This window comes from Burkholderia sp. IT-111MI5 (assembly GCF_949752865.1).
Classification (GTDB): domain Bacteria; phylum Pseudomonadota; class Gammaproteobacteria; order Burkholderiales; family Burkholderiaceae; genus Burkholderia; species Burkholderia pyrrocinia_C.
Window position 1 is genome coordinate 278199 of sequence record NZ_CATKIF010000011.1, and the last position, 24776, is coordinate 302974.

General features: G+C 68.0%; 19 protein-coding genes. 3 read left to right on the forward strand and 16 right to left on the reverse strand.

Annotated features, from left to right (window positions below; translation table 11 throughout):
- The 10 genes from ACM6JT_RS09475 to tssJ form a co-directional block, all read right to left on the reverse strand.
- A complete protein-coding gene (locus tag ACM6JT_RS09475) occupies positions 1–492 on the reverse strand; it encodes an Hcp family type VI secretion system effector (RefSeq protein ID WP_072436815.1) in 492 nt (163 codons plus the stop codon).
- 48 nt (positions 493–540) lie between these two features.
- The gene (tssC, locus tag ACM6JT_RS09480; protein WP_414856346.1) at positions 541–2049 is read right to left on the reverse strand and encodes a type VI secretion system contractile sheath large subunit; all 1509 of its coding nucleotides are present in this window, start codon (positions 2047–2049) and stop codon (positions 541–543) included.
- Positions 2042–2596, reverse strand: coding sequence for a type VI secretion system contractile sheath small subunit (tssB, locus tag ACM6JT_RS09485; protein WP_034179510.1), 555 nt, complete (start codon positions 2594–2596; stop codon positions 2042–2044). Before tssB ends, tssC begins: the two co-directional genes overlap by 8 nt.
- 77 nt (positions 2597–2673) lie before the next feature.
- Complete coding sequence (gene tssA, locus ACM6JT_RS09490) at positions 2674–3789, reverse strand: type VI secretion system protein TssA (protein ID WP_414856347.1); 1116 nt, start codon at positions 3787–3789, stop codon at positions 2674–2676.
- Positions 3776–6133 carry a serine/threonine protein kinase gene (locus tag ACM6JT_RS09495; protein WP_414856348.1) on the reverse strand — a complete coding sequence of 786 codons (2358 nt, stop codon included), beginning with the start codon at positions 6131–6133 and terminating at the stop codon, positions 3776–3778. The genes tssA and ACM6JT_RS09495 overlap by 14 nt, the downstream gene beginning before the upstream one ends.
- Before the next feature lie 72 nt (positions 6134–6205).
- Positions 6206–6886 carry a type VI secretion system-associated protein TagF gene (tagF, locus tag ACM6JT_RS09500; RefSeq protein ID WP_034179512.1) on the reverse strand — a complete coding sequence of 227 codons (681 nt, stop codon included), beginning with the start codon at positions 6884–6886 and terminating at the stop codon, positions 6206–6208.
- The gene (gene tssM / locus ACM6JT_RS09505) at positions 6883–10509 is read right to left on the reverse strand and encodes a type VI secretion system membrane subunit TssM (RefSeq protein ID WP_414856349.1); all 3627 of its coding nucleotides are present in this window, start codon (positions 10507–10509) and stop codon (positions 6883–6885) included. The genes tagF and tssM overlap by 4 nt, the downstream gene beginning before the upstream one ends.
- A gap of 1 nt (position 10510) precedes the next feature.
- On the reverse strand, positions 10511–11845 hold the full coding sequence (locus ACM6JT_RS09510) for a DotU family type VI secretion system protein (protein ID WP_414856350.1): 1335 nt from the start codon (positions 11843–11845) through the stop codon (positions 10511–10513).
- A 14-nt stretch (positions 11846–11859) separates the two neighbouring features.
- A complete protein-coding gene (gene tssK / locus ACM6JT_RS09515) occupies positions 11860–13257 on the reverse strand; it encodes a type VI secretion system baseplate subunit TssK (protein ID WP_414856351.1) in 1398 nt (465 codons plus the stop codon).
- Entirely contained in the window at positions 13254–13769 is a 516-nt protein-coding gene (gene tssJ / locus ACM6JT_RS09520) for a type VI secretion system lipoprotein TssJ (RefSeq protein WP_034179516.1), read from the reverse strand. Before tssJ ends, tssK begins: the two co-directional genes overlap by 4 nt.
- Positions 13770–14406: 637 nt before the next feature.
- Between tssJ and ACM6JT_RS09525 the strand changes: the two genes are divergently transcribed.
- Both ACM6JT_RS09525 and tagH read left to right on the forward strand, forming a co-directional pair.
- Positions 14407–14793 (forward strand): TssQ family T6SS-associated lipoprotein, encoded by a 387-nt coding sequence (locus tag ACM6JT_RS09525; RefSeq protein WP_034179517.1) that lies wholly within the window; start codon positions 14407–14409, stop codon positions 14791–14793.
- Positions 14794–14841: 48 nt separating this feature from the next.
- Positions 14842–16305, forward strand: a complete 1464-nt coding sequence (tagH, locus tag ACM6JT_RS09530) for a type VI secretion system-associated FHA domain protein TagH (RefSeq protein WP_414856352.1) — start codon at positions 14842–14844, stop codon at positions 16303–16305.
- Positions 16306–16348: 43 nt separating this feature from the next.
- Here tagH and ACM6JT_RS09535 read toward each other — a convergent pair whose 3' ends face one another.
- Positions 16349–16720 (reverse strand): DUF4430 domain-containing protein, encoded by a 372-nt coding sequence (locus ACM6JT_RS09535; RefSeq protein WP_105393402.1) that lies wholly within the window; start codon positions 16718–16720, stop codon positions 16349–16351.
- Positions 16721–16866: 146 nt separating this feature from the next.
- Positions 16867–17133 (reverse strand): hypothetical protein, encoded by a 267-nt coding sequence (locus ACM6JT_RS09540; RefSeq protein ID WP_414856353.1) that lies wholly within the window; start codon positions 17131–17133, stop codon positions 16867–16869.
- 786 nt (positions 17134–17919) lie between these two features.
- Here ACM6JT_RS09540 and ACM6JT_RS09545 point away from each other — a divergent pair.
- Positions 17920–18969 (forward strand): hypothetical protein, encoded by a 1050-nt coding sequence (locus tag ACM6JT_RS09545; RefSeq protein WP_414856354.1) that lies wholly within the window; start codon positions 17920–17922, stop codon positions 18967–18969.
- Positions 18970–19050: 81 nt separating this feature from the next.
- Here the strand turns inward: ACM6JT_RS09545 and ACM6JT_RS09550 are convergent, their stop codons facing one another.
- The 4 genes from ACM6JT_RS09550 to ACM6JT_RS09565 all read right to left on the reverse strand — a co-directional run bounded on the left by ACM6JT_RS09550 (position 19051) and on the right by ACM6JT_RS09565 (position 24653).
- Positions 19051–20496, reverse strand: a complete 1446-nt coding sequence (locus ACM6JT_RS09550) for an NAD-dependent succinate-semialdehyde dehydrogenase (protein ID WP_414856355.1) — start codon at positions 20494–20496, stop codon at positions 19051–19053.
- A gap of 153 nt (positions 20497–20649) precedes the next feature.
- The gene (locus ACM6JT_RS09555; RefSeq protein WP_414856356.1) at positions 20650–21948 is read right to left on the reverse strand and encodes a c-type cytochrome; all 1299 of its coding nucleotides are present in this window, start codon (positions 21946–21948) and stop codon (positions 20650–20652) included.
- 13 nt (positions 21949–21961) lie between these two features.
- Positions 21962–24196 carry a xanthine dehydrogenase family protein molybdopterin-binding subunit gene (locus tag ACM6JT_RS09560; protein WP_034179523.1) on the reverse strand — a complete coding sequence of 745 codons (2235 nt, stop codon included), beginning with the start codon at positions 24194–24196 and terminating at the stop codon, positions 21962–21964.
- 1 nt (position 24197) lies between these two features.
- The gene (locus ACM6JT_RS09565) at positions 24198–24653 is read right to left on the reverse strand and encodes a (2Fe-2S)-binding protein (protein ID WP_034179524.1); all 456 of its coding nucleotides are present in this window, start codon (positions 24651–24653) and stop codon (positions 24198–24200) included.
- Between the last annotated feature and the right edge of the window lie 123 nt (positions 24654–24776).

The following is a 24776-nucleotide window of genomic DNA, read 5'->3' on the forward strand; positions in this document are numbered from 1 at the left end:
TCACATCTCGGTGTTTTCCTTGATGTTCCAGCCGACCGTCACCTCGGCGCCCTTGCCGCCGTTGTCGTTCTGCTGCCAGTACTGCTTCTTCACCTTCGCGGCCTGGAAGCCGTAATGCATCATCAGCCGGTCCGCGACGTCGCCCGGATCGACGCCCGCGACCTGCGCGGACGTGACGAGCACCTCCTGCAGCGTCACGCGCATGAACTCGACCTGCGTGCCGCCCGTCTTGCACGCGGAGATCTCGACCGACGACAGATGCTTGCCGTTCGCGCAGTTTTTGATGATCGCGGGCGCGCCCTTGTCCATGTACGCGGCGACGACGAGATCGTTGAAGCTCGCCTTGCCCGCGTTGCCACCGCTGCCGCTCGCCATCGCGCCCGGCTGGCTCGCGCCCCACGTGAACGACTGGATGTCGGTCCAGCCCTTGTGCTGCGCGTCCGCCGATTCGCCGGTCACGCCGTCCACTTTCATAAACATTGCCACGCCCATTGCCGTCTCCGTTTCGGTTCGAGGTCAGGTTGAATGCCGTGTTGCAACTCATTCGTTCGCCGCTTTCGCGGTCGGCAGCCGCGAGATCAGCCGCAACGACACGGTGAGCCCTTCGAGCTGGTAGTGCGGTCGCAGGAAGAATTTCGACGTGTAGTAGCCGGGGTTGTCCTCGACCTCGTCGACGACCACCTGCGCGGCCGCGAGCGGCTTGCGCGCCTTGGTTTCCTGCGACGAGTTCACGGGGTCGCCGTCGACGTAGTTCATGATCCAGTCGTTCAGCCAGCGCTCCATGTCGTCGCGCTCGCGGAACGAGCCGATCTTGTCGCGCACGATGCACTTCAGGTAATGCGCGAAGCGGCAGCACGCGAACAGGTACGGCAGGCGGCCGGACAGCCGTGCGTTTGCGGTCGCGTCGGGATCGTGGTATTCGGCCGGCTGGTACAGCGACTGCGCGCCGATGAACGCCGCGAAATCGGAGTTCTTCCGGTGTACGAACGGCATGAAGCCGTTCTTCGCGAGCTCGGCCTCGCGGCGGTCGCTGATCGCGATCTCGGTCGGGCACTTCTGGTCGACGCCGCCGTCGTCGGTCGGAAACGTATGGCTCGGCAGCCCTTCGACCGCCCCGCCCGATTCGACGCCGCGGATCGACGAACACCAGCCGTACTGCTTGAACGAGCGGTTGATGTTCGCGGCCATCGCGTATGCCGAGTTTGCCCACGTGTAGCGGTCGTGGTTCGCGGCGTCGGTGTCTTCCTCGAAGTCGAATTCGTCGACCGGATTGGTGCGCGCGCCGTACGGCAGCCGCGCAAGAAAACGCGGCATCGCGAGGCCGACGTAGCGCGAATCCTCCGACTGCCGCAGGCTGCGCCACGCCGCGTATTCGGTGTTCTGGAAGATCTTCGTCAGGTCGCGCGGGTTCGACAGCTCCTGCCACGAATCCATCTGCATCAGCTCCGGCGACGCGCCGGCGATGAACGGCGCGTGCGCGGCCGCCGCGATCTTCGACAGCTCGCCGAGCATCTCGACGTCGGGCGGGCTGTGGTTGAAATGGAAATCGCCGACGAGGCAGCCGAACGGCTCGCCGCCGAACTGCCCGTACTCTTCCTCGTAGATCTTGCGGAACAGTGGGCTCTGGTCCCACGCGACGCCCTTGTAGCGCTTCAGCATCCGCGCGACCTCGTTGCGCGACGCCGGCAGCGCCTTGATCTTCAGCAGCTCGTCGGTCTCGGTATGCGTGACGAGATAATGCAGGCCGCGCCACGCGCCTTCGAGCGTCTGGAACTCGTCGTGATGCAGGATCTGGTTGATCTGGTCGGACAGCTTCCGGTCGATCTCCGCGATGATCTGCTTCACGCTGCCGTACGCGTCGGTCGTCATGCCGACCGTATGTTCGAGCGCCTGCTGCGCGAGCGTGCGCACCGCGCGCTCCACCGATTCGCGCGCCTCGGCCGTCTTCGGCTTGAATTCCTTTTGCAGCAGCGCGGCGAACTCGTCGTGCGCGACGGCCGGCTGCGCGGCGTCGCGCGTGTCGGCGCGGGTTTGGACGGGGTCATTCATCGCGGGCCTCCGGTTGGGTCGCATCGCCGCGCTGCGCGGATTCGTGCGGATTGCGCACGAGCGTCTTCAGCAGGTCGGGATCGTTGATCGCGCGCTCGATCAGTTGTTCGGCGCCGTGCTTGCCGTCCATGTACGACAGCAGGTTCGACAGCTCGGTGCGCGCTTCCAGCAGCCGGCGCAGCGCGTCGACGTTGCGCGCGATCGCGGCCGGCGAGAAATCGTCGATCTGCTCGAACGTCATGTCGACGTTGAGCATCCCTTCGCCCGTCAGCGTGTTCGGCACCTGGAACGCGACGCGCGGCGCGACCGACTTCATCCGCTCGTCGAAGTTGTCGACGTCGATCTCGAGAAACTTGCGCTCCGGCAGGTCCGGCAGCGGCTCGGCGCGCTTGCCAGCCAGGTCGGAAATCACGCCCATCACGAACGGCAACTGCACCTTGCGCTCGGCGCCGTAGGTCTCGACGTCGTATTCGATCTGCACGCGCGGCGCCCGATTGCGCGCGATGAACTTCTGTCCGCTGCCCGCTGCCTTGGTTCTGTCAGTCATCGTCCACTCCTTCACGTCGATCAGGTTGCTCAGTACGTTGCCGCCGCCCGCGCGGCGGCTTCCTTAGTTCGTTCGTTTCATTCGCTTCGCTCGCCGCTCAGCAGGTCCAGTTTCGGCAGGCTCTCCGGCGCGAGATCGCGGATGATTTCGTAGAAGTCGAGTGCGAGCAGCCGCTGCGCACGCCGCAGCAGCAGCGGCGCCGGATGGCTCGGCTCGTGCAGCTCGAAATAGCGGCACATCTTGTCGAGGCCGAGCCGTACGTCGTCGCGGCTCGTTAGCTCGGCATCGCGCCATGCATGTGCGCTCGGCATCGCCGCGGGCGCAACGGGTGTGACGCCGGCCTGCGATGCGTCACCGGATACGGCCTGCAGCGTGGAGCCTGCGCCATCCGGCGCGCCCGGTTGCGATTCGGGCACCGGCACTTCGCGCACGATCCGTTGCAACGCCTTCTCCGCATCGCCTGCATCGGGCGCCCACTCGCGGCCGAGCTTGTCGATCACGCACGCGCGGATCGTGTCCAGCGCTTGCAGCGCGGCGCGCGCGGCGTCGAGCGGCGTCGTGCCGTCGCCGCGCACGGCCGACAGCGCGGCAATCAGGCTCGCGCGGCCACCGGCTTCGTCGCGGCCGTCGAGCAGCCGTTCGGCATCGCGCACGCTCGGGCCGCCGTCGAACAGCGGCTGGCGGCGCGCCGCACGTGCGCAGTCGTGCGCGCCGGCCACGTCGGCGAGCGCGTTCATCCGCGGTGTCGGGTCCGGTTCGCCGTCGGCGTCGAGCCTTGGATGCAGATCGTCCCAGCGGCGCTCGAGCAGGATCGCGACGACCGCGAGCGCGTCCGCATAGCCGGGCATGCCGTGTTGCTCGATCCAGCTGCGCGCGAGGTGTGCGACGACGCGCAGGTCCTTCGTGCGTGCGGACAGCGCCAGCGCGAGCCGCTCGACCGCGCCCCAGTCGGGCGCCTCGGCCGGGATCACGGTGTCGCCGTACTGCTGCTCGGCGCGCGGCGTCGCGCGCTCCTGCAACTGCAGGAACTCGGCGTCGTATTCGAGGTTCGCGCCGCACGGCGCATCGGGCGCGACGTCCGCGAGCAGCCGGCCGATCAGGTCGGCGCGCGGCGACGGCGCCGGCAGAACAGGCGACCCAGGGGAAAGCACGGCGGCGGCGAGTGCCGCCTGGCTGATGTCATTCGAATGCATAGTCGATGTTGATCGGTTTGCTGCCGAAATCGACCGCCACGGTGCGGTGCAACGGCGGCAGCGAGCCGTTGCGGATCTCGATCTGGTAGACGCCCGGCGTCAGCGACACGGAACGCAGCGGCGGGCTCGCGCCGCGCCGCGCGCCGTTCACGTACACGTCGCCCCACGGCCGCACGTTGAAGCGCACCTGGACGGTTTCCTGCGCCTTCGGCGGGCGCTGCTCGGCAGGCAGCACGTTCACGGCGGCGACGGCCGTATCGGCTTCCGACGGCGGCTTCGGCGCCGGGGCGGGCGTCGCCGCCGGTGATGCGGCCGCTTCCGACGGCGACACGCTGACGACGCGCTCCGACGTGTCGAGACTGCCGGCGGGCGCGATGGTCGAGCTGGAGCCGGATTGCGACGGGGCCGGGTTCGTGACGGTGGTCGCGACCTGCGGTGCGGTTGCGGCGGCGTCGACGGCCGGTGTGCTGGCCGGCGCGGCGGCAACTGGCGGCGGCGGAACCTGCGCCGACGATCCGGCCGGCAGGCTCGACGGCGGCACGACGATCGGCGTCGGTCCGTGCTGGGCCAGCGTGGTGTCCGGCGTACTGGCGGGCGACGACGTGCCGGCCTGCGGCTGGCTCGCGCCCGGTGCGGCCTCGTCGGCGACGCGCGCGGGACGCGACAGATAGTTTGCGGCGAGGCCGACGGCGATCAGTGCGACGAGCGCTCCGCCGACGTAGGCCGGTATGCGGCGGCGCGATCCTGCGAATAAGGGGCTGCGTTGGGTACCGGACGGCGCGGATGCCCGGCTCGATGGCGATGCAGCGGGATGCGGTGCGGTCGTATCGGCGGCGCCGGCAGACGCGTACGTGTTCCCGTTCCCGTTCGTGTTCCCGGAATCCGCTGCGCTGTGCTTGCCGATGTCTGCGTCGGCACTCGTGGATCGTGTATCTGCTTCGTGGTGCGTATCGGTTCTTGCGGAGGCCGGCTCCTTTGCACGCTCGGCGTTTCCGTTCGGCGCACCGGATTCAACCGGCTTCTCCGCCGGCTGTGAAGCATGCGAGGCCGACGATGCCAGCGCGCTCGTCGCCGCAATCGTGGCGCCCTCTGCAGCCGCCTTCGATGCTGAAGGCGCGCCGGCCTCCGGCTTGGCGCCGGACTCGGCAGGCGAAGCAGATGCGGTGTTCGTCGGTGCCGACACATCGTCCTGACGCTCAGGCGTTGACGACTGCACATCCGACGCAACCTTGCCCGAAGCCGTCCCGCCCTCGCCGATCGCAGCAGCAGCACCAGCAGCAGCCGACGCGATGCCCGACGCAGCGGCACCCGCCGACGCCTCGCCCTTCCCCTCCCCGCCGCTGCCCGCGTCCCCCACCGGCGACACGACCCCCGCGCCATACCCGGCACCCGTCCGGTCGAAGTCCCGCAACCCGAGCTCCGCCGCGAACGCCGCAACCGATTCCGGCCGATCCGGAATCCGCAGCTGCAGCGCATGATCGACGGCCGCGAGAAACGCCGGGCTGTACACCTCGCCGGCCGGCAACTCGCGCGACGCGAGCGGCCGGTACGTGTCCTTGATGCTGCGCACGACGGCCGCGGGCGGCAGTTCGCCGGTAATCATCGCGTGCATCACCGCGCCGAGCGCATAGAGATCGGTCCATGGCCCCTGGCTGAACGCCGGATCGTCGGTGTACTGCTCGATCGGCGCGTAGCCGGGCTTGATCATCATCGCGCCGTCGTCGACGAGATCGCCGATCCGTTTGCGCGCCGCGCCGAAGTCGAGCAGGATCGCGCTCCCGTTCGGGCGGATCAGCACGTTGTCGAGCGCCACGTCGCGATGGAAGCACTGCGCGCGATGCAGCGTGTCGAGCGCGCCGAGCAGCGCGCCGACGATGGTGCGCAGTTGCGTCTCGCTGATCCGCATGCCGCCGTCGAGCAGCTGCTTGAGCGTGCGCCCCTCGTAGAACGGCATCACCATGTACGCGGTGCCGTGGCTTTCCCAGAAGTGCAGGACCTTGACGAGCCCCGGATGATCGAATTGCGCGAGCAGGCGCGCCTCGTTGAGGAACGCGCCGCGCCCTGCGTCGAACGCCTGCGCGAACCGCTCGGAACGTAGCGACACCGTGTAGTCGCCGCCGCGCGTCGCGAGCATCGACGGCATGTACTCCTTGATCGCGACCGCGCGCCGCAACGTGCGGTCGAACGCGCGATAGACGATCCCGAAACCGCCGATCCCCAGCACCTCGTCGAGCTGCAGCTCACCGAGGCGATGGCCGAGCGGCAGCGGCCGCACCGTGAATTCGGATGCGTCGCCGCGTGTCGCCGTGTCGTACTCGTTGTCTCTCGATCCAGCGTCCTTCATGTCCACCTCTTGAAACCGTGTGCCTTCTGCCCGTCGCTCCCGGCGGCAACCCGCAGACCGTCGGCCGGGCCGCTAGCCGCCGCCGAACAGCGTCAGGAACAGCGCGTTGTCGGGCGTGCCCGTATGCGCATGCGTGCGCAGCGGCGATCCGTCGGCGCGGTTGGTCCACCAGAAGCTGGTGCCGCCGTGCGGATCGAAATAGCCGGACAGCCCCGGCCACGCGGCCGGCGCCGGCTGCTCCGGCAGCGTCGCCGGCATGCCGTCGACGCGTTCCGCATGCCTGCCGCCGCCCGGCACGAGCCGCACGCGTTCCAGTGTCCGTTCGAGATCGCCCGGCGCGCGCGCATGGCGGATCGCGTCGAGCAGCGCATGGCCGACCTGCCAGTAGAACGCGTCGGCGGTGTCCGGCAGCCCGTTCCAGTAATCGGCCGCGCGCATCGGCAGCGTGACGATCACCGGGTAGTAGCGCCCCACGCGGTCGCAGCTCGGCGCGAGGCAGCCCGGCTGCACGCACGACGCGCCGGCGCCCGTCGGGATCAGGAAATTCCATACCGGCGCGACCGTGTAATGGCGCTCGATCTCGTCCGCGCCGCGCTGGCGCATCGCGGCCATCCCCTGCTGGAGCCAGCGTTCCCACCACAGCGCGAGCGCATGCGGCAGCCGGCTGTTCACGAAGTCGCCGGCGCCGGGAATCTTCCCGTACCAGGCCGGCGCGTCGCCGGCGGCGCGCGCGAGCGGCGGTGTGGGGCTCATGGCTTCGGAGGGCATGTAAAGGACTCCATCTGGGCCAGCCTGAACGGGTTGCGGACGCTGCCCGCATTCACCTGCAGCACGATCGGTTTGCCGTCGACCGTGAAGCGCGCAATCATCTGGTCCGAGCCGCGCCCGGCCGACACGGCCGCGCGGTCGAACAGCCGGTGCAGCGCCCACGGCCCGCCGGTCGTGAAGCCGTCGGCCGCGCCGGCCTGCGCCGACACCTGCAGCCGCACCTGGTTGCTGCCGCGCGGGCCCGGCCAGTCCACCGCGCTCTGCACGAGCGGGCCGTGCGCGTAGCGGACGATCTGCCCGTCGACGTCGAGCACCATCTCCGTGATCGACGGGTCCATTTCGAGCGGCTGGATCTGCACCTTCAACTGCGCGGTGCGCGCCCCGCCGCCGAAATACGCGTCGCGGATCACCGCGGCCTTCTCGAACGACGCGAGCATCGCGGCCGCCGACGGGTCGGCGTCCGCATTGCGGTTCGCGAAGCGCCACGGGTGCGACGTCGTATCGACGATCGACTGCAGGTTCTTCTGGAAGAAATCGTCCATCAGGCCGCCCGGCGCGAACATCTGCGCGAAATCCGCCGGTGCGACGTCGCGCGACGATCCGCGCGCGAACGGATAGCGGCCCGCGATCGCCTGCCGGCAGAAGTCGCCGACATTCGCGCCGGCCCGCAGCGCGACGCTGCGCTGCTCGACGGTCGCGACGCTGCCGTTCGCGACGTTCGACAGGTCGTCGAGCACTTCGCGGAACGGCGTCGGCAGGCGGCCGGCCTGCGCGCGCAGCCGCGCGGGCGCGTCGGACGGCGGCGGTTGCGCACCGCTGCGCAGCGCATCGTCGGTGGCCGTCAGGTACGTGTACAGCGCGTCGATCGACTTCAGCACCGCGTCGAATCCCTGCGCCTGGTCGCCGCTGCCCGGCGCGAACGCGCGCAAGCCGGCGAAGTGGCTGTCGACGATCTGCTCGGGGCTCGCGGGCGCCGCCGCGGACGGATTCGCGTCGCTGGCCTGGCCCGCGAAGATCTGCGACAGCGAACTGCGCGCCTCGTCGACCTTGTCCTGCGCACGCGCCGCCAGATTGCGCGCGCCGCCCGGCGCATCGCCGAGCGCCGTATCGCGCGCGAGCGCGACCATCAGCCGCGTGAGCGGCGAATCGGCCGACGACAGCGCACGCGCCACCTGGATGCTCTGCGCGAGCGTTGCGGTGCGTTGCAGCTTGATGTCGGCAAGATAGTCGTCCCAGATCTTCAGGTAGTCGTTCAGGTAGAGCTGGCGGATGTCGCGCGCCCACGCGGCCGCGTCGTTCGGCCCGGGGATCTCCGACAATCCGAGGTTCAGCACCCATACCTCTTCGCGCCCGTATGCTTCGACCTCGCCGGCCAGGCGCGGCGCGAACACGTTGCGATAGCCGTTGCGCGTATAGAGGCCCGGCACTGCTTCCGACAGCGGCTTGCCGCTCTGGCGCCGGAACACCAGCGACGCGTCGGGGCCGACCGCACGCGCGACGCTGAAGTCGAACGCGGACGTCGCCGGGCGCAGCGTGCGCGTGAGCTGCCGGTACAGCCGCTGCGAGAACGGCACCTGTCGCAGCCGGTCGCGCACGTCGGCCACGAGCCGCTCGTTCATCGGATACGGCGACACCGCGACGCGGTTGCCGAACAGTGCGGCGAGATGCGCGCGCAGCGCGGACCGTTCGGCCGGCGAGAAATCGGGCGGCAGCGAGCGCTCCATTTCCAGATCGACGACGGCCTGCACGAATGCGGGATCGTAGTGCGCGCTGTCGTACAGCATCAGGTACGCCTTCAGCGCCGCATACGCGTAGTCGGTTTCGTCGGGCCGCGCGTCGCGCAGCGCGGCTTCCATCCGGCTCGCGGCGATCGGCAGCAGCACGTCGTCGAGCGCGCGCCGGTACACGGCATCGACGGCTTCGTCGATCTTCTCGCCCTGGAACAGCCCCCACCGATATGCGAGCGGCGGATGCTGCAAGTCGACGCCGCCCGCATTCGCGAGCCCGCCGAGCGCGTCGAGCACGGGCAGCAGCCGCGCGATGTCGGACGCGTCGGAGAATTTCGCGCCGGCGATCCGTGAATCGACGGCCGGTACGCGCGCGGCGATCTGGTCGAGATACGTGCGATTGTTCGAATAGCTGCGCAGCCACGCGACCAGCACGGCCACGCATGCGAGCGCAAGCAGCGCGTAGCCGGCTATCCGCAGCACACGCCGCTTCTGATGCCAGCGCAGGTCGCTGCCGGCGAGCGCGGCTTCGCGGAAGATGTGCTCCTGCAGCAGCGACTTCAGGAAGAAACTGCGCCCGGTCGAGCCGACCTGCGCGACCGGCGGCACGCCCTCGATCTTCAGGAAGCGCTTGATGCCGCTCATCACGCGATCGAACGCGGTGCCCTCCTGCGTGCCGCTCGTCAGGTAGACGCCGCGCAGCATCGGCATCGGCTCGAAGCTCGATACGGAAAACACCTCGGCGACGAACTGGCCGAGCATGTCCTGCAGGTCGGCGATCTGCTGCGGCAGCAGGTAGGTCATCTCGCGCTGGCGCGCATCGGTTTGCGCGGCGAGCAGTTCGGGCAGCCCGTCGTTCAGCCGCTGGTGCAGCAGCCGGTATTCACGGTCGAATGCCGCGCGCAGGTCGAAGCCGGGCGCCTCGCTCTGCGCGAGCTGGAACGTGAAGCCCCACACTTGAGCGCATTCCGCGCGGCCGTAGCTGCCGAAATACTCGGCGAAACCCGCGAGCAGGTCGGCCTTCGTCACGAGCAGGTACACGGGAAAACGGATGCCGAGCTGCGCGCGCAGTTCGAGCAGCCGCTTGCGCAGCACCATCGCGTGCTGCGTGCGTTCCGCTTCCGACGCGCCGAGCAGGTCGGCCACGCTGATCGTCAGCATCGCGCCGTTCAGCGGCTGGCGCGTGCGGTATTTCTTCAGCAGGTCGACGAAGCCTTTCCACTCGGCTTCGTCGAGCGCGCGGTTGCCTTCGTGCGTCGTGTAGCGGCCGGCCGTGTCGATCAGCACCGCGTCGTTCGTGAACCACCAGTCGCAGTGCCGCGTGCCGCCCACGCCGCGAATTGCCGCGCGGCCGAACTGCTCGGCGAGCGGAAAGCTGAGCCCGGAATTCACGAGCGCGGTCGTCTTGCCCGAGCCCGGCGCGCCGATGAACACGTACCACGGTAATTGATACAGATACTGGCGCGACATCCGGTCGAACCAGCGCGGCAGGCCCTTGCGCACGGCATCGGCTTGCCCGAAGCGGACCTTCTTCAGCAGCGTTGCGGCTTCGTCGAAGCGACTGCGCAATTCGTCGAGCTGCGCCTTCGCCGGATCGTCTGCGGTGGCCGGCCGCGGCACGGCCTCGCGAAGCTGGTTCAGCAACTGCGCATTGAGGCGACCGGCACGCCAGCTTCGCCACGCGACGCGCGCACCCCACGCGGCGAACAGTACCGCGATCGTCAGCCCGCGCGCCCAGCCGCTTTCGAGTGGCCGGATCTCGGCGAACGCGAACAGCGGGCCCGCGAGCCACACGAAGCACGCGAGCACGACGAGACCGGCGAAGGTCCAGATCTCCCGCGACGGCAACGGCCGGACGAAACGCGCGACAGCCTGGTTCATATTAGTTGGCCCCCTGCGTCGCGCCGACGGCGGCGCTGCCGGGCGCCGGCAGCAGCGTGATCTCGACGCGCCGGTTCAGCGCGCGGTTCGCCGGCGAATCGTTCGGCGCGACCGGATCGAGCGTGCCGCACCCTTCCGCAGCGAGCCGTTCCGGATGGTCGAGCCGCGAGGCGATCATGCTGCGCACGGCCTCCGCGCGTTCGCGCGACAGGTCCCAGTTCGACGCGAAGCGCGCGGTATGCACGGGCGTATCGTCGGTGTAGCCGGTCACGCGCACGTTGCCGGGCACCTTGTTCAGCGCATCGGCGACGCGCGCGAGCACCGGCACGTAGCGGTCGATCACCGACGTCGAGCCGGACTTGAACAGCCCGTCGCCGCGCAGCACGATCACGCTGCGATCGGCGTCGTCGCGCACCGACACGAGGCCGGCCGCGATCTCGGGTGCCAGGAACTTCGCGATGCGCGGCGCGGGCGCCGGACGCGGCGGCGCCTGCGCGGGCTGCAGCTTCGGCACGTGCAGCGCGTCGATCGACGCGAACAGTTGATCCGAATGCCCGGCAAGCGCGATGCGCAGCCCGACGAACACGCCGAAGCCGATCAGCAGCGCGAGCGCCACGCACACCCACAGCGGCACGACGAAGCGGCGCGCGACGTCGCGCGTGACGACGTCGCGCCAGTGCGGCGACAGCGCGGGATCGAATTCGCCGCGCACCGAACGGATCGTCTGCGCGAGCTGGCGGCGCAGCCCGTCGAGCTGCGCGTGGCCGTTGTCGAGCACGCGATAGCGGCCCTCGAAGCCGAGCGCGAGACAGAAATACAGCAGCTCGAGCAGGTCGAGATGCTGGCGCGGCTGCTGTGACAGGCGTTCGAGCAGGTGGAAGAACTTCTCGCCGCCCCATGTTTCGTTGTGGAACGACACCAGCAGGCTGTGCGACGACCATACGCTGCCGCCCCACGGCGTCAGCGCAGCGGCTTCGTCGAGCGCCGTGCACAGGCAGTAGCGCGCGCCGATGATCGCCTCGGACGGCACGCCGGCTTCCTGTGCGCGCGCCTCGAACTGCCGGATCTCGACGACGAGATGCTCGCGCAGCCACGCCGGGTTCGGATGATGGACGGTCGAGCGGATCTGCGGCACGAGGTTGAGCAACGGGTTCGCGGCCGCGACGAGCGGGTTCGTGCCGCTCGCGGCCCAGCGGCCGGGCCGCGGCTGCGTGGCCGTCGGCCCGGCCGCGCCGGAGGTACCGGAGGCGGCGGCCGGATGCATGCCGCCCGGATTCGGCGGCACAAAGCCGCCCGCGCCTGCGCCGGTGGCGATCGAATCGGAAGAACTATTCATCGCGATGCCCGCCCTCACCCGCGGATCGCCCAGAACTCCATCGAGAGCCCAGGGAATTCGCCGGCGAAATGAAATGCGAGACCGCCGGAGCGCGCCAGTTGCTTCCACAGGTCGCTGCCCTTGTCGATCTCGAAGTACGTATGACCCGCGTGATACGGGATCTGCCGCGGTGCGACCGGCAACTGGCGCATCGTGATGCCCGGCAGTTGCAACTGCACCAGATCGCGAATCCGCTCGACCGGCCCGAGCTTCGCCTGCGCGGGAAAGCGCGCGCGCAGGCTGTCGGCCGGCACGTCCGCGCGCACCGCCAGCACGAAGCCGGCCGTGTCGCGCAGCGCCGGGTCGGCCAGCGTCGCGACCCGGATGCCGTTGCCCGCGTCGCGCAGCTCGATCTGGATTGCGTTCTGTTCGAGCACCGTCGACAGCGACCGGCGCAGTTCCGTCATCAGTTCCGCGAAGCTCGTGCGCAGGTCGTCGTGCACGTAGACCGCGAGCGACTGCGGGCGCCGGCCGGCCGCCGTGAACGTGCTCAGGTCGCATGCGAGCTTCAGCCAGTCGCAGAACAGCGCTTCCGGATGCGTCGACACGTGCTGCTGCGCATGCCAGGTCAGTGCGAGATAACGGTTCACGAGCTGCAGCAGCAGGAAGTCCGCGACTTCCGACACGCCGCCGCGCCCCGGCTCCGACAGCCGTTCCGCGAGCGCCTCGCTGCGCTGCGTGAGCAGCCCGTGCAGCTCGCGCGCATACGCCAGCAGCACGGCATCGCGCTGCGCGACGAGCCGCGGCGGAATGTAGCCGTCGTCGACGAGCAGCCGCGCGTCGGTGCGCCGCTCGACGACCCGTGCGACGCCGAGCGCGTGCCAGTCGCCGGTCAGCTCGGCTTCGAGCATCAGCCGCACGTTCAGGCGCCCCGTCTGCAGCAGCGCGGGGCCGAGCGCGACCGCGTTCGCATCGGCCACTTCGTATTCGCGCACGACGTAGCGCGAGACGTCGGTGTTGCCGTTTGCGCCATTGCTACCGTTTGCTGTACCCGCACCGAACGACACCTCCTCGCCGCCGCCGCGCCACAGCGGCAGCGCAAGCACGACGAGCTGATCCTTCGCGTCGGCCGGTACGTCGAGCGGTTCGGGCAGATCGTCCGGATGCGACAGGTCGAACGGCGTACCGTCGCGCATCACGCCCGACGCGGCGCGCAGCGCGACCTTGCCGAGCGCGAGCTGCTCGCGATCGATTTCCAGCGTATCGAAGCCCCAGTAGAACCCTTGCAGCGGCAGGCAGCGCAGCGCGACGTAGCGTTCCCAGTGCCGCTCGAGCTGCTGGAAATGCTGCGGCCGCAGGAACATCCCCTCGGTCCATACCACGCGCTGGCGGAGGGCCGCGACCGGCGTCGCGGACATCGTCGGTTCGGTCATGGGCGCCCCTGCGCGTCGTTCAGTGCGATGCCGCCGTTCCGGACCGCGATCGACAGCTTCAGCTCGCCCGGCGACGTCTGCCAGAACTTGTAGAGGTTGAGCTGCTTCGCGCGCGGCAGCGGCACCGTCAGCCGCCAGCGGTTCTTTTCGAGCATCCGGTATTCGGCGACGACACCGATCGCGCCGGCCTCGACGTTGCCGCGATAGTGCAGCGTGCGCGATTCGCCCGGCCGCAGGATCACGCGGTCGGTGCCGAGCAGATCCGCGCCGAGTACGTTCCCGGGCTTGTCCTGCAGCGAGAAGAAATCCGCGCTGTCGAACGCCGACGCCGCGCGAAGCTGGAACACCTTCAGCACGATCGGCGAAGGCTTGCGATTCATGTCAGGGTTGACGTCCGGCGCAACGTCGACCGTGATCGCATACGGCACCGCGGCTGCGTGCTCCGTCGCGCCGCACCCCGGAAACAGCAATACGCATCCCCATACGATGAAACTGCTCGACCGCCATTGCATATTCCACCCTCGCCACCCAATAGCCATCCGCCGGTTGCCGAGTTCGAAACCGGTTGATCGGATTAAAAAGGGACAATTAATTGACCGGTAATTATGTGTTTGGCATATCCTTCCGCTGAAATTTTTTCCGGCAAATTCTTATCGTAAAAACCGGGGCAAATCATCCTGGATTTATGAAAGTTGAATTGTCGAGGTGAAAGGTAATTGAATTGAGATTGGTTATTAATCGAAAAAACTTACCCGACCGGTTCGCCGTGGCGGCCCGGTTCTATTGCATGGACACCTGTCGGATGGGCGTGGGGCGCAAGCCAGCCGGCCGCCGGGCAAGGGATGCTCGCGACACTGATGGTGTGCCAGGCTGTTCGTGCCGCCCGAACGGACGGTCCGGTTTTTCGTGCATTGCCGAGCGCTGATAAAACAACTGACGAATCCGAAAAACACAGCGAACTATAGGTCGTTTTTTAGGATTAACAAGTGCTGAAGTTCGTAGTCTATTTTTCGATTTAAATGGAATCGGATCGTCCAGTTGAAACAAAACGTAACAGCGGCATCGATGCCGATGATTGGCACTAGAATCCAACAGCGCTTGTGTGCCACCTTTCACATCTTCCAATTACGCCGAATTTTCATTTCAAAAATGAAAGGCCGTTCATTGCTCGTTATTTTCCTCGGCGCCTTGTTGCTGGGGGCCGGCGGGTGCGGCACGTCGCCGACCCGGTCGGCCGCGCATGCGACGGTCGACAGCGCGCGCGCCGCGTACGCCGCCGGCGACTACGGGCGCACGATCGCGCTGCTGAGCCGCGCGAAGGAGATTGACGGTGCCGACACCGACACGCAGGTCGCCGCGCACAAGCTCCTCGCGTTCAGCTATTGCGTGACGAATCGCGTCGCGCAGTGCCGCGCCGAATTCTCGAAGATTCTCGACCTCAACCCGCGCTTCGACTTGTCCGCCGCCGAGAAGGGGCATCCGGTCTGGGGGCCCGCGTTCGAGTTCGCGCGCCGCAGACATGCGTCGTCATCCTGAACGAACCGGTTTCCACGCGAGCGCTTCATCCACCGAGCGACGTATGACATGCAACTGATCGTGATCGAACATGCCGGCGAACCGGTCGAAAACGACTCCTGCGAAGCCGTCGTGTTTCACCCGCCGGGCGGCACCATCGGTCGGGCCAGCGACAACCATCTGGTGCTGCGCGACGACACGCGGCAGATTTCGCGGCTGCAGGCGCTGCTGCAGGTCGGCGACGACGCGTGCCTGCTGAAGAACCTGAGCAGCGTGTCGACGATCGAGGTGAATCGCGAGCCGGTCGGTTATGCGCAGGAACGCCCGCTCAACACCGGCGACATCATCCGCATCGGGCCGTACGTGCTGCGGGCCGAACGCGACGACGGCAGCGACGCGCCGGTCATCGACATGGCGCCCGATACCGGCGGCGTGCACGTCGACAGGCGCGGCGCGCCGGAGGCGGCCGGATCGGCGCCGCCTTCGCCGCCCCCCTCGCCCTCGCGCGACGACACGAAAGGCGCCGGCAACCGGCTGTGGGCGCTGCTCCAGGATCGTCTCGCCCCGCGCGGCAAGGCGGCGGATGCCGGCGCCGGGCCGGGCGGTCCTGCCCGCGCCGATGCGGCGCAGCCGGCGAACCGTGCCGCACGGCACGCCATGCCATCCGCGCCGTCGCAGCGCGACCTGGATCAGCTATCGACCGATCCGCTCGACCTGTTCGCGCAGTCGTCCGGCGATATCGGCGCGGCGGGCACGGCGCCGTCGGCCGATCGACGCAATGCGGATCGCGAGGCGTCGTCGTCCGCGACGCAGGCGGACCACGCACCCGAGTGGACGCAGCACGTGCGCGTGCAGCCGGCGGCCGCGCGCGCCGACGTGCGTCCGGCCGACGAACCGGCGCCGCAGGCCGCGCGTGCGCCGGCGCCACCGACACCCGACGAATTGCTGAACGCGTTCTTCGAAGGTGCGGGGCTCGATACGGCCGCCGAATCGCATCAATGGTCGGCCGAACAGCTCTACATCGCGGGCCAGTTGCTGGCGCTGTTCGCGAACGGCACGGTCGAGCTGCTGTCGTCGCGCAGCATCCTGAAGCGCGAGGTGAAGGCGCACATGACGATGCTGCTCGATCGCGAGAACAACCCGCTGAAGCTGCTGCCGGACGGCGGCGCGGTGCTGCGGCAGATGTTCGGGCTGCCGCTGCCGGGCTTCATGTCGCCGCAGAGCGCGGTCAGCGATGCGTTCCAGGATCTGCACGCGCACCAGATCGGCATGGTCGCCGGCATGCGAGCCGCGCTGATGGATCTGCTGACGCGCTTTTCGCCGCAACGGCTGCGCGAACGCGACGATGCGATGCGCTGGTACGAGAAGCGCGTGCCCGCGCTGTACAAGGCGCGGATGTGGGATCGCTACGCGGCGACCCATCGCGATACGGTGTTCGCGATCGAGGACGATTTCGCGTCGGTGTTCGGCAAGGCGTTTCTGGCGGCGTACGACGCGGAAGTGGAGAGCTATCGGGGGAGCGGCCGGCATTGAAGGGGCCGATGCCGGCCGCGTCGCATGGATCGCGCGACGACCGTCAAGCCAGCGGCGGATGAACCGCCTGCTTCAAGCCGCTCGAGTAGTGCTTGTAGTCCCAGGCCACGCTATCGCCGGGTTGCAGCGTGTAGACCGCACATGAGACGTCGGGCATCCGGCCGTTGACGAAATACACCCACCAGTAGCCGTTGCCGCCCTGGTTGGCCTCTACTCCACCCAAGGCCGTAATGAACAGGCTCGCGCCTGAACCCTGCGATTGCGGGTTGAGAGCGGGCGACACGCCGTCGGCCGTCAGCAGATCGAATACGGTTGTCACGCCGGGGGCAATCGCGATGCTGTCGTTCGCTTGCCACGGCGGATTGTGAAATTCCGAACCCCAATCGACGAATTGATTCGCTATCGAGTTGGCCATGAAGATATCTCCGTAATGGTGGTTAATGCCTGAACTGCGCCCCTCTGCTCTTTTTCTTTGTTTGTTGAAAGTGCCAGGTTCTGACCTGGGTGCCTGAAAGCTGTATCGATCGTTTGCCGATCGCTCAATTCAAGCCGATCGCCGAATCACAGGCAGACTGTTTCAATCAGATGGCGTCGCTCGGTGATTGTTGCAAGTTCTGTCAGCATGATCCCCGTTTCGTATGGCGCATTTTCCGTTCTTCTATTACAGGCGCCTTTGCCGTCCGTGAAATCCTGATATTCGTACTGATCGGAGATTAGGCGATGGACCGCCCCCCCGCAATGACAGTCACTCGACTGGTCCGGGTTTGCTTCACCGCGGACGTTGCTCGTCACGACAAACAAAGGAACCCCGACGATCATCGGTGCCAACGGCGCGCTCGGTGTGGCGACTGCACGGTTTCGCCCGCGATGGCTGAAAAGTCATTTCCCGTCGCTTTAAAAAGATGGGCTTCAAACCGTGTCGCGCGTTCAGGATTGTCCCACTCGAGCCGGTCGTTGTTCCGCACGGATTGGCTGGAAGTGCGTCAGACAGGTGTTGAATGCGCGTTGGGAACTGGAATCTACTATTGAAGGGCCGTCGCCCCCATTCGACAGGGATTACGGACGATATTTTTCCCTGTTCCTCGTGCCGGGTTCTACACGAATTTCCTCACTGCTCAATCAAGAAGCGAGAATGAATGTCATTGGCGCCCGCATGCCGGAAGACAAGCACGATACCCGCACGATCGCCGTAACCTGCTCGGATGGCGGTCGCTACGTGATCGTCGTGGACGAGGCAACGATCACTCCGTGATCTGGATTCGAACCTGTCCGCATTTTTGTGGGCGAGGCAGTTGAAGAGCCTATGGCGCAATCGTCATTTCTCCATTACGCGCGCGTTGTCGTCCGTGAAAATCCCGATACTCGTATCGATCAGAGAATAGCCAATGGACCGGCGGCCCGTGATGCCGCTCGGGCGTGACTGACGCACAGCGCCCCTCCGCTCCCCGTGCAGGTCACAACCGCTCGCCCCGAACGTCCCTTCCTCCTGTGTCCTTCGCCCGATGATGTCGGGCAGCGCTTTCGGCCCATAGGCCGTCTGCGTGTGCCTGCTTGTCGTTGACGCATGCCCGCTCGTGGGCCCTCTCCCATCCACGAAATCACTGGAGCCCGTTCATGGATATCGATCGTAAACTTATCGGCGGCACCCTGGGGATCGCCGCGTGTTCGTTTGCCGCCGCACTTTCTTTCGCCACGCAGGCGCAGGGGGCGACGGCCTGCTATGCCGTCGGCATGCGCGGAGGGCCGCTCTACGTGACGTCGGATGTATTGCGCGACGCCGCGCTCAAGGTCGCGAACGCGCGAGTCACCGCCGCCGGGAATACGTCGTTGACGCCGGTAACGCCCCCGCCCGACCCGAAACGTTGCGACGGGGCGAACGATCACCTTCCTGCAGAGGGTCCCGGCCCCCGCAACTACTTCGGCAATGTCGTGAGCCCGTTGAAGTTCCTGCGTCTCGCAGCCTATCAATGCGCGGGAACAGGAGGCCAGAGTCAGTTCTTCTCGATGAACCAGGCCATTTATTATCGCCAGTGCGGCGGCGGGCAATACTCGAACTACATTCACTTCTGGGGACGCGCGTACGGGAACCCGAGCACGTGTTTCGCCAGCGACTACCCGACGATGTTTGCCAGGGCCACCAAAGACAGGAAGCAGGCGGACCTGCTCAACGCGATGAAGACGGTTTACTCGGGCGGCCTGAGCGGAACCGCCGCGAACGATCAGGCGCTCGGCAACGCGATGGCGGCGATCCTGATCGCTGAAAGCAATCGCGACTATCTGGTCAATCTCGAGAACTACATGCTGATGGACCTGGCCGACGTGAAGAAGGCCACGCCGGAGCAAATCATCGGGGGCCACTGCGTGCCGGATGCCGGGTCCTGCCAGAACCGCGGCGAGTCGCAGAACGGCAAGCACCCGATCGCGTGGGGCGGAGCGCAGGAAGCGATGATGGTGAACGGCTGGGGCCAGGCGGCAGGTGCCAATAGCCGCTTCGGCATGATATTCGAAGGCAATCTGTCGGCCGAATGGGCAGTCGCGAAAGGAAAGGTCGCAAGCGCGGAGGTCGCCCAATGCGGCGCGGTTCCGCGAACCTACGGAGATCTGAACCCCGGCGAGCAGGACGCAGTGAAAGGCGTCTTCGAGGGCATTCTGCCGGCCCGCTGAGATTCGCCGCGCTCAACGCGCCAAGAAAAGGCCGCCGCCCCCATACGCGGAAGCGGCGGCCTCGCTACGCTCAACCGGTTGTCAGACCGCCATCACCGTCACCGACTTCGTCACGAGATACGGCTCGAGCGCTTCCGGCCCGCCTTCCGACCCGTAGCCCGAGTCCTTCACGCCGCCGAACGGCATTTCCGGCCACGGCGTGGCCGGCTGGTTGATCCACAGCATCCCGACTTCGAGGCGCTGCGTGAGCAGGTGCACGTTCGCGAACGAACGCGTGAACGCGTAGCCGGCCAGCCCGAACGGCAGACGGTTCGCTTCCGCGATCGCGTCCTCGAGCTTGTCGAAGCCGCGAATCGCCGCGACCGGGCCGAACGGCTCGTTGTTGAACACGTCCGCTTCGAGCGGCACGTTCGCGATCACGGTCGGTGCGAAGAAGTTGCCTGCCGAGCCGATCCGCTCGCCGCCCGTCTCGATGCTCGCGCCGACCTTGCGCGCGTTCTCGACCACCGACGCCATCGCGGTCAGCCGGCGCGGGTTCGCGAGCGCGCCGAGCGTCGTGCCTTCCTCGAGGCCGTTGCCGATCTTCAGCCCTTCGGCGTGCTTGACCAGCGCGCGCGTGAACGCGTCACGGATGCTGTTGTGCACGAGGAAGCGCGTCGGCGAAATGCACACCTGCCCCGCGTTGCGGAACTTCGCGCCGCCGGCGGCCTTCACCGCGAGGGCGACGTCGGCGTCCTCGGCGACGATCACCGGTGCGTGCCCGCCCAGCTCCATCGTCGCGCGCTTCATGTGCTGGCCAGCCAGCGCGGCGAGCTGCTTGCCGACCGGCGTCGAACCCGTGAACGTGACCTTGCGGATCACCGGGTGCGGGATCAGGTACGACGAGATTTCAGCCGGATCGCCGTACACGAGGCCGATCACGCCGGCCGGCACGCCTGCGTCGACGAACGCGCGCAGCAGCGCGGCCGGCGATGCGGGGGTTTCCTCCGGCGCCTTCACGAGGAACGAGCAGCCGGTCGCGAGCGCGGCGCTCAGCTTGCGCACGACCTGGTTGACCGGGAAATTCCACGGCGTGAACGCGGCGACCGGGCCGACCGGCTCCTTCACGACCGTCTGCTGCGCGCCGAGATTGCGCGGCGGCACGATCCGGCCGTACACGCGGCGGCCTTCGTCCGCGAACCATTCGATGATGTCGGCCGCCGACAGCACTTCGACGCGTGCCTCGGTGAGCGGCTTGCCCTGTTCCTGCGTCATCAACCGAGCGATCGCGTCGGCGCGCTCGCGCACCAGCGCGGCCGCCTTGCGCATCGTCGCCGCGCGTTCGTGCGCGGGCACCTTGCGCCACGTTTCGAAGCCGCGCTGCGCGGCGGCGAGCGCGCGGTCGAGATCGGCGATGCCCGCGTGGGCCACCTTGCCGATCGTGTTGCCGGTCGCCGGGTTCACGACGTCGATCGTCTTGCCGCTCGCGGCGTCGACCCACTCGCCGTCGATCAGCAGTTGCGTATCCGTATAAGTCACGTTAGCCATCCAGACACCCCTACATTGCGTCGATAAAACGCGCGCTGCCGCGAGCGGCCGCGCGCCGGTTGACAGAAAGAGCAAAGCCGCCGGGGCTGGCAACCACCCGGCGGTGCAGACGGCAGGCACACCGGCCTGCCGTCGTCCCGCATGGGGCCGCGCTCAGTGCGCGGCCGCCGTCGCCTTGCGGAGTTTCGCAACGTCCGCCGCCTGCACGGCCGGCGCGCCGTTGTTCCAGCCGGCGCGCATGAACGTCAGCACGTCGGCGATCTGCCGATCGTTCAACTGGTTCGAGAACGCCGGCATCGGATACGCGGAAGGCACGCCGTCGATCACGAGCGTGTCGCTGCCGTTCAGTGTCACGTTGATCAGTGACGATGCGTCGGTTTCGAGCACGTTCGGATTGCCGGCGAGCGGCGCGAGCAGCGGCGCGTAACCGCGCCCGTCCGCGCCGTGGCAATGCAGGCAGTAAGCGTTATACACCTTCGCGCCCGGGTCGGCTGCCGGCCGGCCCAGCACCACCTGCGTCGGCTTCGGATCGTAGCTGTATGGCGGCGCGCCCGTGCCGCCCGCGGCCGGCAGCGATTTCAGGTAGCGGGAAATCGCGGCCAGATCGTCGTCGCTCAGCGCCTGCGTGCTGTGGTTGATCACGCTCACCATCGAGCCGAACGCGGTCGCGTGCCGGTTCGCGCCGGTCTTCAGGAACTGCGCGACGTCGGCCTCGTTCCAGCGGCCGAGCCCCGTGTTGTGCTCGCCGGTCAGGTTCGACGCGAACCAGTTGTCGATCGCCGCGCCCGACAGGAACGCCGTGCCGCCTTCGTCGAGCGCCTTCTCCTGGAAGCCGACACCGCGCGGCGTGTGGCACGACCCGCAGTGTCCGAGCCCCTGCACGAGATATGCGCCGCGGTTCCACGCCGCATCCTTGCCCGGCTTGTCGGCGTATGGCGTCGTGTCGAGGAACACCGCGTTCCACAGCGCGAGCGGCCAGCGCATGTTGAGCGGCCACGGGATGTCGGACGGCCGGTTCGCCTGCTTCACCGGTTCGACGCCGTGCATGAAGTACGCGTACAGCGCCTTCACGTCGTCGTCCTTCAGCTTCGCGTACGACGGATACGGCATCGCCGGATACAGGTGACGGCCGTCCTTCGCGACGCCCTTACGCAACGCGCTCTCGAAATCGGCTTCCGTATAGCCGCCAATGCCCGTGTCCGGATCGGGCGTGATGTTGGTCGTGTAGATCGCGCCCATCGGCGTGGCCATCTTCAGGCCGCCCGCGAACGGTGTGCCGCGCGGCGCGGTATGGCATGCGACGCAATCGCCGGCTTTCGCGAGATACGCGCCGCGCGCGACGAGCGCGCTGTCGGCCGGTGCCGCCTGCGCAGCGTAGGCGGCCGTGCCGGCCAGCAGCGCGGACAGTGCGAGCAGCGATGCACCGAGCGTGTTCAGGGTGAGGTTTCGCATGTTCGTCTCCCCCTCAGGCCGTCTTCAGCTGGTTGCCGACCGGCAGCTTGCGCAGCCGCTTGCCGGTTGCCGCGAAGATCGCGTTCGACAGCGCCGCCGCGGTCGCGGCCGTGCCCGGTTCGCCGATCCCGCCCGGCGCTTCGCCGCTCTTCACCAGATGGACTTCGATCGGCGGTGTCTCGTTGATTCGCATCATCCGGTAGTCGGTGAAATTGCTCTGCACGACGCGGCCGTCCTCGATCGTGATCTCGCCGTACAGCGCGCCCGTGATCCCGAAGATGATGCCGCCCTGCACCTGCGCCTCGATCGTGTTCGGATTGACGAACATCCCGCAGTCCACCGCGCACACGACGCGCTTGACCTGCACCTCGCCGTCGTCCACCGCGACGTCGATGACGATCGAGAAGAAGCTGCCGAACGCGTGCATCACCGACACGCCGCGCCCTTGCCCCTTCGGCAGCGACGGCCCCCAGCCGGCCGCCTTGGTCGCGACGTCGAGCACGTTGAGCGCGCGCGGCGTCTTGCCGAGCAGTGAGCGGCGGTATTGCACGGGGTCGGTCTTGGCCTGCGCGGCCAGTTCGTCGATGAAGCTTTCGACGACGAAGGTGCTGCGCGTCGGCCCGACGCCGCGCCAGAACGCGGTCGGCACGTGGCGCGGCTCCTGCCGCACGTAGTCGATCAACTGGTTCGGCAGGTCGTATGGCAGGTCGGTTGCGACCTCCACCGCGTCGGGATCGACGCCGTCCTTGAACGCGGGCGGCGCGAAGCGCGCGAGAATCGACGAGCCGACGATCCGGTGCTGCCACGCGACCGGCTTGCCGTTCGCGTCGAGGCCCGCCGAGATCTTGTCGTAGTAGTACGGGCGATACATGTCGTGCTGGATGTCCTCCTCGCGCGTCCAGACCACCTTCACCGGCGCGCCGACCTGTTTGGCGATCTTCACCGCCTGGCCGATCATGTCCGTCTCGAGACGCCGGCCGAAGCCGCCGCCGAGCAGGTGGTTGTGCACGACGATCTTGTCGGGCGGCAGGCCCGTGAGCTGCTGCACCGTATCGCGCGCCCGCGTCGGCACCTGCGTGCCGACCCAGATTTCGCAGCCGTCGCCGCGCACGTGCACCGTGCAGTTCACGGGCTCCATCGTCGCGTGCGCCAGGAACGGCTGTTCGTAGACGGCGTCGATGCGCGTCTTCGCGTTCGCGAACGCCTTGCCGACGTCGCCGTCCTTGCGCGCGACCGCGCCCTTGCCGTTCGCGGCGGCCTGCGCGAGATCGGCGACGATGTCCTTCGTCGACACCTTCGCGTCCGCGCCTTCGTTCCACTTCACGACGAGCGCCGACGCGCCGCGCTTCGCGGCCCACGTGTGATCGCCGACTACCGCGACCGCGTTGTCCGCGCGCACGACCTGGCGCACGCCGGGGATCTTCTTCGCGGCCGTGTCGTCGACGCTTGCAACCGTGCCGCCGAACACCGGGCTGTTCACGATCACCGCGTACAGCATGCCGGGCAGGCGCACGTCGAGCCCGAACTGCGCGGTGCCGTCGACCTTCTCCGGCGAATCGAGCCGCTTCGCGGGCGTGCCGATCAGCTTGAAATCCTCCGGCTTCTTCAACGCGACGTCCTTCGGCACCGGCAGCTTCGCCGCGGCGTCGGCCAACTGGCCGTACGATGCGCGCCGGCCGCTCGAAGGATGCTGCACTTCGCCGTTCGCGGCGCGACAGGATGCCGGATCGACATTCCATTGCTTCGCGGCCGCCGCGACCAGCAGCGTGCGCGCGGTTGCGCCCGCGCGGCGCAGCGGTTCCCATGCGTAGCGCACCGACGTCGAGCCGCCGGTGAGCTGGCCGCCGAGCAGCGGATCGAGGAACAGCTTCTCGTTCGGCGGCGCATGATCGAGCGTCACGCTCGACAGCGGCACTTCGAGTTCCTCGGCGATCAGCATCGGCAGCGCCGTATAGACGCCCTGCCCCATCTCGACCTTCGGCATCACCAGCGTGACCTTGCCGCCGCGGTCGATCTGCACGAACGCATTCGGCGCGAACACGCCGGCGCGCGCGGTTTCATCGCCGTCGCCGCCGATCACCGAACGGCGCGTGTCGTCGCCCGCCGCCGGCAGGCTGAAGCCGAGCAGCAAGCCGCCGCCCGCCGCCGCGCCGAGCGACATGCCGAGCTTGAGAAACCCGCGGCGCGACACGCCGGCGCCGGCCGCTTGCCCGGCGGCCTTGCCTGCTTCGATCAGTCCTCGCGACATGTCACGCTCCCTTGGCGGCTTGCTTGACCGCCGCGCGAATCCGGTTGTACGTGCCGCAGCGGCAGATGTTGCCGGCCATCGCCGCGTCGATGTCGGCGTCGCTCGGGTTCGGGTTCGATGCGATCAGCGCGGTGGCCGCCATCACCTGCCCCGACTGGCAGTAGCCGCACTGGACGACGTCGAGCTCGCGCCACGCCTGCTGGACCTTGTGGCCGGCCGGCGTCGCGCCGACAGCTTCGATCGTCGTGATCCTGCGGCCCGCGACGGCCGCGACCGGCAGCACGCACGAGCGCGCGGCGACGCCGTCGAGATGCACGGTGCACGCGCCGCATTGCGCGATTCCGCAGCCGAACTTCGTGCCGGTGAGGCCCACGACGTCGCGCAGCACCCAGAGCAAGGGCATGTCGTCGGGGGCGTCGACCGTGCGGTTCTCGCCGTTGATGTTGAGGGTGACCATTCAGCCTCCGGGGCCGTTGTATTGGGGAAGCGGCGCGCATGGCGCGCCGCGCGGGTCGTCGTTGTCATCGCCGTCGCGCGGTGCGCGACGGGTGCCGCGCGGCCCGGATGGGGACGGGCCGCG

Excerpts from the sequence above, each read along its gene's own strand:
- ACM6JT_RS09525 (WP_034179517.1), top strand. The coding sequence starts at position 14,407 with ATGAAAGGCCGTTCATTGCTCGTTATTTTCCTCGGCGCCTTGTTGCTG.
- tssM (WP_414856349.1), bottom strand. The coding sequence starts at position 10,509 with ATGAACCAGGCTGTCGCGCGTTTCGTCCGGCCGTTGCCGTCGCGGGAG.
- tssJ (WP_034179516.1), bottom strand. The coding sequence starts at position 13,769 with ATGCAATGGCGGTCGAGCAGTTTCATCGTATGGGGATGCGTATTGCTG.
- tagF (WP_034179512.1), bottom strand. The coding sequence starts at position 6,886 with ATGAGCCCCACACCGCCGCTCGCGCGCGCCGCCGGCGACGCGCCGGCC.
- tagH (WP_414856352.1), top strand. The coding sequence starts at position 14,842 with ATGCAACTGATCGTGATCGAACATGCCGGCGAACCGGTCGAAAACGAC.
- tssC (WP_414856346.1), bottom strand. The coding sequence starts at position 2,049 with ATGAATGACCCCGTCCAAACCCGCGCCGACACGCGCGACGCCGCGCAG.
- ACM6JT_RS09565 (WP_034179524.1), bottom strand. The coding sequence starts at position 24,653 with ATGGTCACCCTCAACATCAACGGCGAGAACCGCACGGTCGACGCCCCC.
- tssB (WP_034179510.1), bottom strand. The coding sequence starts at position 2,596 with ATGACTGACAGAACCAAGGCAGCGGGCAGCGGACAGAAGTTCATCGCG.
- ACM6JT_RS09475 (WP_072436815.1), bottom strand. The coding sequence starts at position 492 with ATGGGCGTGGCAATGTTTATGAAAGTGGACGGCGTGACCGGCGAATCG.
- ACM6JT_RS09535 (WP_105393402.1), bottom strand. The coding sequence starts at position 16,720 with ATGGCCAACTCGATAGCGAATCAATTCGTCGATTGGGGTTCGGAATTT.
- ACM6JT_RS09555 (WP_414856356.1), bottom strand. The coding sequence starts at position 21,948 with ATGCGAAACCTCACCCTGAACACGCTCGGTGCATCGCTGCTCGCACTG.
- ACM6JT_RS09495 (WP_414856348.1), bottom strand. The coding sequence starts at position 6,133 with ATGAAGGACGCTGGATCGAGAGACAACGAGTACGACACGGCGACACGC.
- ACM6JT_RS09545 (WP_414856354.1), top strand. The coding sequence starts at position 17,920 with ATGGATATCGATCGTAAACTTATCGGCGGCACCCTGGGGATCGCCGCG.
- ACM6JT_RS09560 (WP_034179523.1), bottom strand. The coding sequence starts at position 24,196 with ATGTCGCGAGGACTGATCGAAGCAGGCAAGGCCGCCGGGCAAGCGGCC.
- tssK (WP_414856351.1), bottom strand. The coding sequence starts at position 13,257 with ATGACCGAACCGACGATGTCCGCGACGCCGGTCGCGGCCCTCCGCCAG.
- tssA (WP_414856347.1), bottom strand. The coding sequence starts at position 3,789 with ATGCATTCGAATGACATCAGCCAGGCGGCACTCGCCGCCGCCGTGCTT.
- ACM6JT_RS09510 (WP_414856350.1), bottom strand. The coding sequence starts at position 11,845 with ATGAATAGTTCTTCCGATTCGATCGCCACCGGCGCAGGCGCGGGCGGC.
- ACM6JT_RS09550 (WP_414856355.1), bottom strand. The coding sequence starts at position 20,496 with ATGGCTAACGTGACTTATACGGATACGCAACTGCTGATCGACGGCGAG.